Here is a 13933-nt window from a genome sequence, read left to right on the forward strand (position 1 = left end):
TACTGGGGGGTAGTATGATCCGGAAAACTTCCGGATGCACACATGACTTCTCCGACGACTGCCCGGCAGCACTCGCACGCGTTTGACGACGGCGACCCGCTGGCGGAAAAGAACACCCGACGCGCCGTGCTGCTGACGGCGGTGATGATGGTCGCCGAAATTGCCGGTGGCTGGTACTACAACTCGATGGCGCTGCTGGCCGATGGCTGGCACATGAGTTCGCATGCGCTGGCGCTGGGGTTGTCGGTGCTGGCCTATGTACTGGCGCGGCGCTGGTCGGATGACAGGCGCTTTGCCTTCGGGACATGGAAGATCGAGATCCTCGGCGGTTACACCAGCGCGATCCTTCTGGTGCTGGTCGCCGGGGTGATGCTGTACGAGTCGGTCGAACGGCTGTTCAATCCGACGCCGATCCACTACGACCAGGCCATCGCCATTGCCGCGCTCGGCCTGCTGGTGAATCTGGCCTGCGCGTGGTTGCTGCGGGGCGGCCACGATCACGGCCATCACCATCATGGGCACGACAGCCACGATCACCACCATGGCCATCACGACCTCAACCTGCGCTCGGCCTACATCCATGTGATCGCCGACGCAGCGACGTCGGTGCTGGCGATCATCGCGCTGCTCGGCGGGAAGTACTGGCAGGCAGGCTGGCTGGATCCGGCGATGGGCATCGCCGGTGCGGTCGTCGTTGCCGTCTGGGCGCGCGGCCTGCTTCGCCAGTGTGGCCGCATCCTGCTCGATGCCGAAATGGATCACCCCGTCGTCGACGAAATCCGCGAGGTGATCGCGGCAAGCCCGGTGCCGGCAACGATCTGCGACCTGCATGTCTGGCGGGTCGGCCGGGGCAAGTTTGCCTGCATCGTCGGCCTCGTGACCGACGGCGAAGCCTCGCCGGACGATTTCCGCCGGCAGCTGGGTGTGCACGAGGAACTGGTGCACGTGACCGTCGAGGTGAACCGGCGTTAGTCCTGAGCGAGCATCTCGCCGAACTTGAGCAGATTGCCGTGCGGGTCGAGGATGTACAGTTCCTTCATGCCCCAGGGCTGGGCGACCGGGCCGCGGTGGCGCACGCCGCGGGCGACGAACTCGGCGTGCAGCGCGTCGACGTCATTGCTGCGGATGTAGCACGAGGTGTTCTCGGCGATGTGCTTCTCGTCGCAGGGCCAGAAATGCAGCTCGCAGCCGTCGCGAACGACGATCAGGTAGTCGGGCAGCTGCAGGCTGATGCTGAAACCCAGTGTCCGGTAGTACGCCGCCGACTCGGCGATGTCCAGCGAGGCGAGGACCGGGACGGTGGCGGTGATGCATCCGTTCATTCTCTTCTCCGACGAGGGCCGTGCTTGCGCACGAGTTATGTAACACTGGCGGTCCGACTACCAGAAAACCGTCCGACGACGTCATGGCGACCGTTCCGTCCGCGATCCGAAATCCTTGCCCGCCCGGTGCCTGCGTCTGTGGCCGGGATGCGCTCGAGAACGATCCGTTCGCCGACTGCCGCATCCTGATGCTGACGCGCGACGAGGAACGCCGGCTGGTCGAGCGCATCGAGCGGGCGAGCGACTATGCCGATCTGCAAAAGGTCTGCGCCCGGATGCAGGCGCAGCTCGGCGTCGTGCTGCGGATTGCGCCGGGGCCGAACGAAGTGCGCACGGTGCTCGGTTTCGACATCGCCTTCGATCCGCACCCGGGCCTGTGCCGCAAGACGCAGCAGACGATTCCGGCCGCGGTTCGCCGCTGCCTGAGCGACAAGCCCACTATCGCGTTCGAAATCCTTGATGCGGACAGCCTGTTCGCCCCGGGCGACTAGTGGCAGTGCGCGACGGGCGCTAGTTGAACAGCACCAGCGGCCGGTTCGAATCGCGCGGATGCGGAATGACTTCGGCCTCGACACCGTAGACGGCAGCCAGCGTCGCCGGCGTCAGCACGCTGGCCGGATCGCCGCAGCCCACCAGTTTTCCCTGCGCCAGCAGGGCGAGCCGGTCGCACCACGCGGCGGCGAGGTTCACGTCGTGCAGGATCACCAGCACGCCGATCCGTTCGTCGCGCGCCAGCTGTCTGGCGCAGGCGAGCAATGCCTGCTGATGCTTCGGGTCGAGGCTGGCTGTCGGTTCGTCGAGCAGCAGGAAACGCCCGCCGCGGCTTTGCCGTGCTGCCAGCACCTGTACCAGCACACGGGCAAACTGCACCCGTTGTGCCTCGCCCCCCGACAGCTGCGGATAGCGGCGCCCGGCCAGATGCGAGACGTCGGCCAGCGCCAGCGCACGGATCATCAATTGCTCGACGTCAAACGTCGACAGTTCGGGAAACGGATAGGCGCCCATGGCGACGACTTCGCACACGCCGAGGTTGAACGACAGCGAGGGCGACTGCGGCAGCACCGCACGCTGTCGGGCAAGGTGGGCGTTGTCGAGCCGGTCGAGCGGCGTTCCGTCGACCGAGACGCGGCCGCGCTGCGGCGCCAGTTCGCCGGCGAGCATCGCCAGCAGCGTGGACTTGCCGGCGCCGTTCGCACCGAGCACGCCGACGACTTCGCCGGCCGACAGCGACAGCGACACGTCGTCGAGTACCAGCTTGCCCTGACGTTCGATGAACAGGTTTTCGGCGAGCAGCATCAGTGTCTCCGCTGCGCGAGCAGCCACAGGAAGAAGGGGCCGCCGACGAGGCTGGTGACGATGCCGATCGGCAGCTCGGCCGGGATCACCGCGATGCGGGCGAGCCAGTCGGCCAGGGTCAGCGCGATTGCGCCGGCGACGACCGAAGTCGGCAACAACCAGCGGTGGTCGGCGCCGAGCGCCAGCCGCACCAGATGCGGGACGACGAGACCGACAAAGCCGATCGCGCCGGTGGCCGCGACCAGCGGGCCGACCAGCAGCGCGGTCAGCAGGATCAGCCGGCGGCGCACGGCCTTGAGCGGAAAGCCGAGGTGCAGCGCTTCGCGTTCGCCGAGCAGCAGGGCGTTCATTGCACGCCAGTCGCGGGCGATCAGCGCACCGACAACGAGGGTCCACGGTGCCAGCCCGGCCAGCAGCGGCCAGCTGGCACCGGCGAGGCTGCCCATGTTCCAGAACGTCAGGCTGCGCAGCTGGTTGTCGTCGGCCAGATAGGTGAACAGCCCGACCAGCGCGCCGCAGATCGCGTTGATCGCAACGCCGGCGAGCAGTAGTCCGGCCATGCCCGGATAGCGCCGGCCGAGGTGGTAGGCGGCAACGGTGGCGACCAGGCTGCCGACAAAGGCCGACGGCGCCAGCACGAGAAACGATCCGCCGCCGAGCACGATGGCGCCGACCGCACCCAGTGCACCGCCGGCCGAGATGCCGATCAGGCCGGGTTCGGCCAGCGGATTGCGGAACAGTGCCTGCATGGCGGCGCCCGACAGCGCCAGCGCGGCACCGGCCAGCGCGGCGAACAGTACGCGCGGCAGCCGCACGTCGATCAGCACGCTGCGCCACAGCGTTTCGTCCGGGCCCGACGCCGAAAAGAGCAGGCCGGGCAGTTCGGTCAGCGGAATGTGCAGTGCGCCGCTGCTGGCGGACAGCAGCATCAGTGCGATCAGCAGCGCCGAAAGCAGGCCGAGCACGCCGGCCGGCGTGCGCCAGCGCGAGGTTTTCGATGCTGCCGGCAGCGGAGAGGAAAGGGGGGAAGTCACGGAGCTCATGTTACACCGGGGGCTGACGGGATTGCTTGGGGGGCGGAACCTGTTCCAGCAGGCGAGCGAGCCAAAGCAGTTCGTTCACGCCCGAAGCACTGGGACCGGAATGGACATGGGGTCCATGAGGATCCCGAGCATCGGACGGGGGCGAAATGCGAAGGCACAGCCGCCTGACGGGATAGGTTCTCAGCGGCTGGCGACTGCCGGCGCGGCTTTCAGCTCGCGCAGCGCCTGCGGCAGGCGCGGACCGTAGCCGAGCAGCAGCAGGTCGTCCATCACGATGACGCGGCGCTGTTGTGCGGCCGGGGTCGTCGCGATGCCCGGACGGGCCAGCAGTGCATCGAGCCCGCCCGAAGCCGCGAGCGATGCGGTCGACGTGACGATCAGGTCGGGCTTGAGCGCGGCAATGCCCTCCAGCGACAAGGGCTTGTAGCCCTTCTGCTTCGCCAGCACATTGCGGTAGCCGGCGAGCCTGAGCATCGCATCAGCACTGGTGTCGAAACCGGCGCCTTCCGGGTTGCCGCTGCGGTTGATCAGCAGCAGTGCCCGGGTCGGGCCGACCTGCCTGGCGGCGAGTGCGTCGACCTGCTTGCGCAGCTCGATCACCATGGCGCGGCCGTCGTTGCGCAGGCCGAGCGCGGCAGCAACGCCGTGCATGCGCTGTTCGAGCGCATCCAGCGTCGGCGCGCTCGGCAGCACGATCACGCGCAGGCCGAGCCGGCGCAGCTGTTCGAGGGCTTGCGGCGGGCCGGCCTGGTCCGATGCCAGCACCAGATCGGGCTTGAGTGCGACCACGCCCTCGAGCGAAAAGGCACGGTAATAGCCGACCTTGGGCAGCGCCCTGGCCGCCTCCGGATACGTGCTCGACTGGTCGACACCGATCAGCCGATTGCCGGCGCCCAGCGCGTAGACGATCTCGGTGAGCGGGCCGCCGAGGGCAACGACGCGCTGCGGTGCCGCCGGCGCAGCCGAGACCGACAGCGTGAAGAACGCCGCAACCGCGGCAAGGAGGAGGGCAAGGCGCTGTTTCATCTCGACCTCACGCCGCCAGCGGCTCGTTGCACAGGTCGATCAGCAGCTCGCGCCATGCGGCCAGTTCCGGCACGCCCGGCTTGCGCACGCCGAAGAACTGCACGATCAGTTCGCCCGCTTCGTTGTACAGCTCCAGCGAGGTGACCCAGCCGTCGCTGGTCGGCTTGTTCACGACCCAGCTCGTGCTCACGGCTTCGGTGTTCAGGTGCAGGTTGAAGAGCGGGTCGAGCACGTTGTACCAGGGGCCGGTGCGCACCAGCTTTTTCACCGGGCCGCTGTGGATCTGCACCATGCCGCGGTTGCCGACAAAGCACATGATCGCCAGACCGGTGTCGGCCGCACGCTGCAGCATCGATTCGACCGCGTCGTTGTCGACCTGCTGGGCCAGATCGTTGCCGACCGAACGCAGCGCGCCGAGGCGGCTGACCTTGTGCTTCTTCAGCATCGGGAAGAAGGCATGCGTGTCCTTCAGTCCGAGCCAGGTGTCGCGCAGCGCGGCCGCGTCTTCCGGCGCGTCCGGCGTCGTGTCCGGCGCGTACGGCCTGGTTTCCGGCCAGGTCTTGTCGGCGACGGCGAAACGGCCGACCAGCGCGTCGTAGGCCTCGTTGTTGCTGTTTTCCAGCAGGAAGACCTTGTGGATGGCCACGCCTTCGGCGTCGAAGAACTGGATGCTGCGACGGTCACCATCGGTCACGGCGTAGCAATGGGTCCACGCGCTGAAGAACATCCGCAGGTCGATGTCGGCCCCGAGCACGAGGCCGATTGCGCCTTCGGCCTGGATGTCCTCGTAGGTACCCTTGCGCTCGTGCACGCACCACTCGTTGCGCGACAGCGCCATCACGTGGCCGAGCGTGCCCAGCTCCTTGAAGATGGCCTGAGCCGGGCCGGCGAGCTCGGTCGAGGCCACGCCACAGTCGGCGGCAACGAGTTGGGCTTCGGATACGGCGAGGCGGGCGGCACGGTCACGCGCGCGCAGTTTCGGCTCGGTGGCCAGCAGCGCTGCGTAACGGGTCTGCAGGGTGTAGGCGAGTTCTTGGAAAGTGCTCATTTCGGGTCTCCGGGGTGGTGCGGTTCGAATGCCGCCGGCATGCGGGGCACGCTGCAAAAGCAAAGGCCGACCCGCGAGCGGGTCGGCGACGGGGAGCGGTTCAGGCTCAGAAGCTCCAGTTGGCGTTGACGCGGAAGCTGCGGCCCGGCTGGGTGTAACGGTCGACAACCACGCTGTTCGACGTCAGTGCACGGGTCGAGGCATCGGCGCCGTCCCAGTACTTCTTGTCGAAGACGTTGAACACGCCGCCCGAGATGCGGACGTCCTTGATCGGCGTCCACCACGCGGTCAGATCGACCACGCCGTAGCCCGGTGCCGAGTACAGATTGCTGCTCGACAGCTTGGTCTTGGCCGCGGCCGCGGTCAGCAGCGCGTCGGCGCCCCAGACTTCCTGCTTGTACGACAGGCCGGTGATCAGCTTGAGCGGGGCGACCGAATCGAGCCAGGTGTCGTCGGTTTCGTTGCGGCCGACGGACCAGGCCAGCGAGCCCCAGGTGCGCCATGCGCTGGTGAAGCTGTAGTGGGCAGTCGCCTCGACGCCGTAGATCCGTGCCTTGCCGATGTTCACGCTCTGGTAAACCATCGGGTAGCCCGGAATCCAGCCCGGATAGCTGCTGTTGATCGGGTGCAGCGTGTCGATGAAGTCCTTGTAGCGGGTGTCGAAGCCGGTGATCGTGCCGCCGGCGTTGTCGTTGCCGAGACGCACGCCGAACTCGTAGCCCGAACTGGTTTCCGGTTTCAGATCCGGGTTCGGCACCAGCGTGTAGCCCTGTGCCGAATTGGTGAACTGGCCGTTGATTTCCAGCGTCGTCGGTGCGCGGAAGCCCTGCGCGTACTTGGCGAACAGCGTGGCCTGCTCGGCGAACTTCCACGAGCCGGCGAGCGACGGCGAGATCTTGTCGTCTTCCTGGCTCTTCGGCGTCATGCCGATGCCCTGGTTGATCTGGCCCTGCAGCGAACCGGCATCCGGGTTGTTGCGGTAGTTGTCGTAACGGATGCCCGGGGTCAGGGTGTAGCGGCCGCCGTCGAAACCGAGCTCGTCCTGCGCGAACAGGGCCCACTGGGTCACGGTGGTGTCCGGAATCGTGCGCAGGTTGATCGACGTCGACGCCGGATAACCGGCGGCGAACTCCTTGGTCTCGGTCTGCCACCATTCGCCGCCGATCACCCATTGCTGGGTGACGCTGCCGCCGATGTTCTTCACCGCCTGACCCGAAATGCCCTTGGCCGTTTCGGTGTAGCTGCCGTCACGCCAGTACACCGGATCGCGGGTGTTGCGGGTCTGGTCGCGGCGCTGGTCGCTGTCGAACTTCTGGTAGTACATCCGGGCCGAGGCCGAATCGATCAGCCCGCCGGCTTGGGGGGCGGTGTAGTCGTACTCGAGCGAGACGCGCTTGCGCTCCTGCTCGTCGTGCGCCCTGCTCGAGGTGATCGCGGTCGGCGCCGGCGGCATCACCACGCCCAGCTCGCTGTAGAGGTCGGTGTCGCTTTCGGTCTTGCGGTACTCGCCGGTCAGGCCCAGCTTGTGGCCGCCTTCGAAGTAGTGCTGCACCTTGGCGAGCGCGTTCCTGGTCGTGTAGTCCTGCGGATCCGGCGTGGTGCGGGTGTTCTTGTTCTTGCTGTCGTTGCTGCCCATGTTGTCGAGCTCGTGACCCTTGCGGCCGCCGAGCTGCAGCAACCAGTAGGTGTCCTGGTTGACTTCGCCGGCGATGGCGCCGGACAGGCCGTAGCTGCTGTCGGCGCTGTCGTAGTCGCCCTTCACCTGGCCGCCGAAGGTCTTGCCGGCCTTGATCAGGTCGGTCGGATCGAGCGTGCGCATGCCGACCACGCCGCCAAGCGCCGATGAGCCGTACAGCGTCGAGCCCGGGCCGCGGACGATGTCGATTGCGGTCAGCGAGGAGAAGTCGACCATGTCCTGACCGACGAAGGTGTCGCGGTTCGGGAACGAGAACACTTCGGGCAGGCGGACGCCGTCGACCATCATCAGCACGCGGTTGCCTTCGAGGCCGCGGATGTTGATGTTGGTGCCGCCGTAGCGGCCGCTGCGCGACATGTCGATACCCGGCTGCTCGTGGTCGCCCAGATCCTTGAAGTCGCGGATGAACTTTTCATCCAGCGTCTTGCGATCGGTCGACGTGACCGACGGTGGCAGTTCGTCGAGGGTTTTCTCGGTACGGGTCGCGGTGACGACGATCGGCGACAGGCTGGTGGCGCTGGCGTCCTGCTTGGCCGGCTTGCCGGCGGTGGCCTGTTGCGGGATCGGCGTGGCGGCGAATGCCGTCTGCAGGGCGCAGGCGAGCAGGCTGAGCACGAGCGGGTGCGTGGAGCGGTTCATTGCAAGTCCTATGAGCAGTCGAAAGCGGTGCGGATGCACCGAACGCGGCTGGCTTGCTGGCGGGGAGACCGTTCCGCCCACTGGCTGGCATGCGTGGGTTGTTGGCGTCGTTCGTTGTGCCGAACGGGCCTTGTTCTTACTTCGTCAGAATCAGCTTCCCCTGGCGGGTTTCGCGCAGGGTGTAGCGCTCGCCGTTGTGTTCGATCACGACCGCACGCTGCCCCTGCAACAGCTGGTTGCTGCTGAAGACCGGCAGGGTCGGATTGGCTGGGGTGGTCGGCGGCGCTGGCTTGTTCATGGGTGAGAATACTAACGCGAATTATTCTCATTCACAACATTTCTTACGCGTTGTATCGCATTTGCGCCAGATCAAACTTCTTTGTGCAATGCATGTAACGAGAATCGTTATCAAATAAATTGTCGGGCATGTCTTTCCCCCGAACAGGAGACTGCATGTCCGCAGAACTCAGTGCCTGGTTTGCCGACGACGGCGAACTGGCTTTCGCCAAGCGCGCCCTCGTGATGCCTTGGCGCCACCGGACCCCGATCGACGGTGCCGACCACGCGGCCGTCTGGGCGCAGCTGCAGGCCACGCCCCGGCGCCCCGGTAAGGGTCTGGCTTACGTGCATGTCCCGTTCTGCGCCAATCACTGCCTGTTCTGCGGCTTCTACCAGAACCGCTGGGACGAGGCGGCATCGCGCCCGTATACCGACCGGCTGATCGCCGAGATCGAACGCGAAGCCGACACCGCGCTGGTGCAGGGGGCACCGATCCATGCCGTCTACCTCGGCGGCGGTACGCCGTCGGCACTGGCGGCCGGCGATCTGGCCCGGCTGATCACCGCGCTGCGCACTCGTTTGCCGCTGGCACCGGATGCGGAGATCACCGTCGAAGGGCGGATCCGCCATTTCGACGACGCCCGGATCGATGCCTGTCTCGATGCCGGCGCCAACCGATTCTCGATCGGCATTCAAAGCTTCGATACCCGGGTCCGCCAGCGGCTGGGCCGCAATGCGAGCCGCAAACAGGCGATCGCCTTTCTGGATGGGCTGGCACGGCGTGACCGGGCCGCGGTCGTCTGCGACCTGATCTTCGGGCTGCCCGATCAGGACGATGACGTGTGGGCGCGCGATCTGGAGACCGTCTGCGCATTGCCGCTCGACGGCGTCGACCTGTACGCGCTGAACCTGCTGCCGACGACCCCGCTGTCGAAAGCGGTCGAACTGCAACGCCGCAGCCTGTCGACGCCGCAGGCACGCCAGCGCATGTACCTCGCCGGGGTCGGGCGCCTGGCCGATGCGGGCTGGATGCAGCTGTCGAACAGCCATTGGGCCCGGACCACGCGCGAACGCAATCTTTACAACCAGTCGATCAAGGAAGGCGCCGACTGCATCGCATTCGGCTCCGGGGCCGGCGGCAGCGCGCATGGCGTCAGTTATGTCGTCGGTGGCGAGCTGGCCGCCTACGAGGCGCGGATCGATGCCGGGTTCAAGCCGGTTTCGAGCATGGCCCGCAGCGATGCGTGGCAGCGGACCCGCGATGTCGTCACCGGCGGCATCGAGCGGGGCCGGCTCGATCTGCACGCCTTGCCGCTCGACCGGCGCAATGCGATTGCCGACGCGCTGGTCCCGCTGATTGCCAACTGGCATGCGGCCGGCCTGCTGGGCGATGCAGGCCCGGTACTGCGGCTGACACCTCGCGGCCGTTTCTGGGCCAACAACCTGCATGCGGCGCTGAACGACATCATTCCCCGACTTGCCGACAACCCGAACGCCGCCCGTGCGGCCCGAACCGGAGCTGAACCATGAATGCACCAGCACTTGCCGAACGTCTTGCCGTCGACGCCGACGGCATCCTCGAAAATCTTGCCGCCGAGCATGGCGTCAGCCTGCTCGATGTCGTGACCGCGCTGCCCGAACCGATGCGCCGCCTGCTGCCGGGATCGAGCTTTGCCGACGTGATGGCCGAGATCAGCGACTGGGGCGACGTCACGCTGCTGACGCACGGTGCCGACGCCATTCTCGAGTTTCACGGCCGGGTACCGGTCGGCCGCTCTGCGCACGGTTTCTTCAACCTGCGCGGTGGCGGCGCACTGAGCGGACACATCCGTGCCGACCGCTGTTCGACGATTGCGCTGGTCGAGCGACCGTTCATGGGGCTGGCGACGGCCTGCGTGATCTTCTTCAATCCGGACGGCGAGGCGATGTACAAGGTCTTCGTCCGCCGCAACAAGGACAAAAGCCTCGACGCCGAACAACTGGTACGCTTCCGCGCTCTGGCTGTGGCAAAAACGTGCTGCGGTGGTTGCAAGGGAGACGGTTCGTGCGGGGATTGATCGTATTCGGCGCCAGTCGTGGCGTCGGCCTTGAGGTGGCCAGACAGGCGCGGGCGCAAGGGCGCAAGGTGCGGGCGCTGCTGCGTGACGGCGGCGATGCGGCTGCACTCGACGCCATCGGCGTCGACGTCGTTCGCGGTGACGCGCTCGACGCTGCGGCGGTGGCGGCGGCGTTCGACGGTCTGGATGCGCAGACCGACGTGGTGACGACGCTGGGCAGCTTCGGCCCCGGCGTGCCGGTTGATTACCTCGGCAACCGCAACGTGATCGACGCCACCGAAGCTGCGGGCCTCGAGCGGCTGGTGCTGGTGACCTCGCTCGGCTGCAGCGAAACCTGGCCGCACCTGTCCGAACGGTCGCGCAAGGGCTTCGGTGGTGCGGTGCGCGAGAAGACGCTGGCCGAAGCCTGGCTGCGCACCAGCGGGCTCGACCAGACGATCATCCGCCCCGGCGGTTTGCGTGACGGTGAGGCGCTGGGCGGTGCGCGGCTGATCGAGAACGAAGAAGCACACGGTTTCGTCCGCCGGGCCGACGTTGCCGCGGTCGTGCTCGCGTGCCTGGCCGATCCGGCCACCATCGGTCGTGCGTTCAGCGTCGTCGATCCGGCTTGTCCGATGTAATGCAGGGGCCGGTGGCACGCTGGATCAGCGCGTCGCCCACTGCCATGGCGGGCGGTCGAGGTCGGCCAGACCGGCCACCTGCGTTTCGCCGAAGTCCTTTTCCAGCATCAGCGCGTTGCATTCGCCGTGGCGTTCGAGCGCCGCGATCAGCCGCGCCGCGTGCGATACGACGATGACCTGCGTCTCGGTCGCGGCACGCTGGATCAGCCGCGCCAGCGCCGGGAGCAGGTCCGGATGCAGGCTGGTTTCGGGTTCGTTCAGCACCAGCAGTGCAGGCGGTCGCGGTGTCAGCAGCGCGGCGACCAGCAGCAGGTAGCGCAGCGTACCGTCGGAGAGCTCGGCGGTCGACAACGGCCGCAGCAGTCCGTGCTGGCGCATGCTGACGCCGAAACGGCCACGCTCGGTGCCGATTTCGATGCGCGAGCCGGGGAAGGCATCGTCGATCGCGGCATCGAGCGCATCGCTGTCGCCGATCTCGATGATGGTCTGCAGCGCGGCGGCCAGGTCGTTGCCGTCGTGGTTCAGTACCGGGGTCCGTGTGCCGATCTGCGTTTGTCGCGCCGGCGCGTCGTTGTCGGTGCGGAAATGATCGTAAAAGCGCCACGAGCGCATCAGCTCGCGCAGCCGCAATACCTCGGGGGCAAGCAGCGGATCGGCGCATTGCAGCATCATGCTGTCGAATCCGGCGATGTTGCGGGTCAGTACCCGCCAGTCGCGTGCATCGCGCACCCTGACGAGCGGCCCCTGCCGGTCGGCCAGCAGTGCCGCGGGCCGCAGTACCGGCCCGGCCCACAGGCATTCGCGCTTGATTTCCGGATCGAGGCCGAACAGCGAGTTCGGCACCGGTTCGGGCATGCCGATGTCGATCGCGTAGCCAAAATCGTCGCCGGCAAAGCCGAGTCGCAGATGCACGGCTTCCTTGCGCACCGTCCCCTGCACCGGCAATTCGCCATTGCGCATCGCGCGCGAAATCGTTTCCGGCCCGGCCCACAGTGTCGACGGCAGGCCGCCTTCGCGTGCCAGCGACGGAATGACCCGGCCCTGTGCGGTTTCGGCCAGCAGCCGCAGCGCGCGATACAGGTTGGATTTGCCGCTGCCGTTGGCGCCGGTGACCACGTTCAGCCGCGTCAGCGGCAACACCAGTTGCCGCAGCGAGCGGTAGTTGGCGATCGCCAGCGTCGTCAGCATCAGGGTTCGAGTACCGTCGGTTTGGATTCGGCGAGGATGCCCGGGTAGTCGCGGCTGTAGTGCAGGCCGCGGCTTTCCTTGCGCGCCAAGGCGGAACGGACGATCAGCTCGGCCGTGGTGACGAGGTTGCGCAGCTCGATCAGGTCGTTGGAAACGCGGAAGTTGCTGTAGTAGTCGTCGATCTCGTGCTGCAGCAGTTCGATCCGGTGCTGGGCGCGCTCGAGCCGCTTGTTGGTGCGGACGATGCCGACGTAGTCCCACATGAAACGGCGCAGTTCGTCCCAGTTGTGCGCGATCACGACTTCCTCGTCCGGATCGGTCACGCGGCTCTCGTCCCATTCGGCGATTTCGGGCAGGGCGTGCGGCCGGGCCGCCAGAATGTCTTCGGCGGCCGCCTTGCCGATCACCATGCATTCGAGCAGCGAGTTGCTGGCCAGCCGGTTGGCGCCATGCAGCCCGGTATAGCTGACTTCGCCGACGCCGTAGAGCCCGGCCACGTCGGTGCGGCCGGCACGGTCGACCACGAGGCCGCCGCAGGTGTAATGCGCCGCCGGGACGACCGGGATCGGCTGCTTGGTGATGTCGATGCCGAGTTCGAGGCAGCGCTGGTAGATGTTCGGGAAGTGTTCCCTGACGAACTTCGACGGCTTGTAGCTGATGTCCAGATACACGCAGTCGTAGCCGCCTTTCTTCATTTCGAAGTCGATCGCGCGGGCGACGACGTCGCGCGGTGCCAGTTCGGCGCGCTCGTCGTGCTCGGGCATGAAGCGTGTGCCGTCGGGCAGGCGCAGGATGCCGCCTTCACCGCGCACCGCCTCGGTGATCAGGAAGGACTTCGCGTGCGGGTGGTACAGGCAGGTCGGGTGGAACTGGATGAACTCCATGTTCGCGACCTTGCAGCCGGCGCGCCACCCCATGGCGATGCCGTCGCCGGTCGCGACGTCCGGATTGGTCGTATACAGGTAGACCTTGCCGGCACCACCGGTGGCCAGCACGGTGTGCTGTGCCAGCACGGTATCGACGCGGTCGGCGTCGATGTCGTAGATGTAGGCACCGTGGCAGCGGTTGACGTCGCCGGTTTCGCCCAGTTTGGCGTCGGTGATCAGGTCGAGCGCGATATGGTGTTCGAGCACGGTGATGTTCGGGTGTGCGGCTACCTTGGTGGCCAGCGTGTCGATCACCGCGGCGCCGGTGGCATCGGCGGCGTGGATGATGCGCCGGTGGCTGTGGCCGCCTTCGCGCGTCAGGTGGTAGCCGTGATAGTTGGTTTCGCCCGATTCGTCGCGGGTGAACGGCACGCCCATGGCGATCAGCCAGTCGATCGCCTCTTTCGAGTGTTCGACGATGAAGCGGGTCGATTCGGGTTCGCACAGCCCGGCGCCGGCGACCAGCGTGTCCTTGATGTGCAGCTCGATGCTGTCCTGATCGTCGAGCACTGCGGCAATGCCGCCCTGGGCCCAGCCGCTGCCGCCGTCGCGCAGTTCGCGCTTGGTGACGAGGCCGACCTTGAGCTTGTCCGCCAGATGCAGCGCGATGGTCATGCCACCCAGACCGCTGCCGATAATCAGTACGTCGAATTGCCGCATCGTCACTTACGCCGTAAAGTCAGAATCAACGACAAATGTTACCTCAGAGCCCGACGCCGCTGCAGCTTGCACGGCCGGGGCGCCGCGGGCACAATCCGGCCGCGCTGCCGCCGCGTGGCTTGAAATTTCTGGA

The 13933-nt window shown here is 66.8% G+C and carries 14 protein-coding genes; 5 read left to right on the top strand and 9 right to left on the bottom strand.

The window, feature by feature from the left end:
- Positions 1-42 precede the first annotated feature (42 nt).
- Positions 43-972 carry a CDF family Co(II)/Ni(II) efflux transporter DmeF gene (dmeF, locus tag IE097_RS04535; RefSeq protein ID WP_189458955.1) on the top strand — a complete coding sequence of 310 codons (930 nt, stop codon included), beginning with the start codon at positions 43-45 and terminating at the stop codon, positions 970-972.
- On the opposite strand, the gene IE097_RS04540 is transcribed toward dmeF, so the two are convergent.
- On the bottom strand, positions 969-1322 hold the full coding sequence (locus IE097_RS04540) for a bleomycin resistance protein (protein ID WP_189458956.1): 354 nt from the start codon (positions 1320-1322) through the stop codon (positions 969-971). The genes dmeF and IE097_RS04540 overlap by 4 nt on opposite strands.
- Before the next feature lie 83 nt (positions 1323-1405).
- On the opposite strand from IE097_RS04540, the gene IE097_RS04545 reads away from it, so the two are divergent.
- On the top strand, positions 1406-1813 hold the full coding sequence (locus IE097_RS04545) for a hypothetical protein (protein ID WP_189458957.1): 408 nt from the start codon (positions 1406-1408) through the stop codon (positions 1811-1813).
- A 19-nt stretch (positions 1814-1832) separates the two neighbouring features.
- Here IE097_RS04545 and IE097_RS04550 read toward each other — a convergent pair whose 3' ends face one another.
- The 6 genes from IE097_RS04550 to hemP all read right to left on the bottom strand — a co-directional run bounded on the left by IE097_RS04550 (position 1833) and on the right by hemP (position 8368).
- Positions 1833-2618: a heme ABC transporter ATP-binding protein gene (locus IE097_RS04550; RefSeq protein ID WP_229797424.1), complete on the bottom strand. Its 786-nt coding sequence runs from the start codon at positions 2616-2618 to the stop codon at positions 1833-1835.
- Entirely contained in the window at positions 2618-3661 is a 1044-nt protein-coding gene (locus tag IE097_RS04555; RefSeq protein ID WP_189458958.1) for a FecCD family ABC transporter permease, read from the bottom strand. The genes IE097_RS04550 and IE097_RS04555 overlap by 1 nt, the downstream gene beginning before the upstream one ends.
- A gap of 180 nt (positions 3662-3841) precedes the next feature.
- Positions 3842-4687 (bottom strand): heme/hemin ABC transporter substrate-binding protein, encoded by an 846-nt coding sequence (locus IE097_RS04560; RefSeq protein ID WP_189458959.1) that lies wholly within the window; start codon positions 4685-4687, stop codon positions 3842-3844.
- A 7-nt stretch (positions 4688-4694) separates the two neighbouring features.
- Entirely contained in the window at positions 4695-5735 is a 1041-nt protein-coding gene (locus tag IE097_RS04565; RefSeq protein ID WP_189458960.1) for a hemin-degrading factor, read from the bottom strand.
- Between the two features lie 106 nt (positions 5736-5841).
- Entirely contained in the window at positions 5842-8070 is a 2229-nt protein-coding gene (locus IE097_RS04570) for a TonB-dependent hemoglobin/transferrin/lactoferrin family receptor (protein ID WP_189458961.1), read from the bottom strand.
- Positions 8071-8206: 136 nt separating this feature from the next.
- A complete protein-coding gene (gene hemP / locus IE097_RS04575) occupies positions 8207-8368 on the bottom strand; it encodes a hemin uptake protein HemP (protein ID WP_189458962.1) in 162 nt (53 codons plus the stop codon).
- Positions 8369-8523: 155 nt separating this feature from the next.
- Here hemP and hutW point away from each other — a divergent pair, with 155 nt between their 5' ends.
- The 3 genes from hutW to IE097_RS04590 are packed head-to-tail and all read left to right on the top strand — an operon-like array spanning position 8524 to position 11026.
- The gene (gene hutW, locus IE097_RS04580) at positions 8524-9879 is read left to right on the top strand and encodes a heme anaerobic degradation radical SAM methyltransferase ChuW/HutW (RefSeq protein WP_189458963.1); all 1356 of its coding nucleotides are present in this window, start codon (positions 8524-8526) and stop codon (positions 9877-9879) included.
- Positions 9876-10406, top strand: a complete 531-nt coding sequence (hutX, locus tag IE097_RS04585; protein WP_189458964.1) for a heme utilization cystosolic carrier protein HutX — start codon at positions 9876-9878, stop codon at positions 10404-10406. The genes hutW and hutX overlap by 4 nt, the downstream gene beginning before the upstream one ends.
- The gene (locus tag IE097_RS04590) at positions 10394-11026 is read left to right on the top strand and encodes an SDR family oxidoreductase (RefSeq protein WP_189458965.1); all 633 of its coding nucleotides are present in this window, start codon (positions 10394-10396) and stop codon (positions 11024-11026) included. Before hutX ends, IE097_RS04590 begins: the two co-directional genes overlap by 13 nt.
- A gap of 24 nt (positions 11027-11050) precedes the next feature.
- Here IE097_RS04590 and IE097_RS04595 read toward each other — a convergent pair whose 3' ends face one another.
- Both IE097_RS04595 and nadB read right to left on the bottom strand, forming a co-directional pair.
- Positions 11051-12214, bottom strand: coding sequence for an AAA family ATPase (locus tag IE097_RS04595; protein ID WP_189458966.1), 1164 nt, complete (start codon positions 12212-12214; stop codon positions 11051-11053).
- Complete coding sequence (gene nadB / locus IE097_RS04600) at positions 12214-13800, bottom strand: L-aspartate oxidase (protein WP_189458967.1); 1587 nt, start codon at positions 13798-13800, stop codon at positions 12214-12216. The genes IE097_RS04595 and nadB overlap by 1 nt, the downstream gene beginning before the upstream one ends.
- Between the last annotated feature and the right edge of the window lie 133 nt (positions 13801-13933).

Origin of the sequence: Jeongeupia chitinilytica, assembly GCF_014652315.1 — a bacterium.
GTDB classification, from domain to species: domain Bacteria; phylum Pseudomonadota; class Gammaproteobacteria; order Burkholderiales; family Chitinibacteraceae; genus Jeongeupia; species Jeongeupia chitinilytica.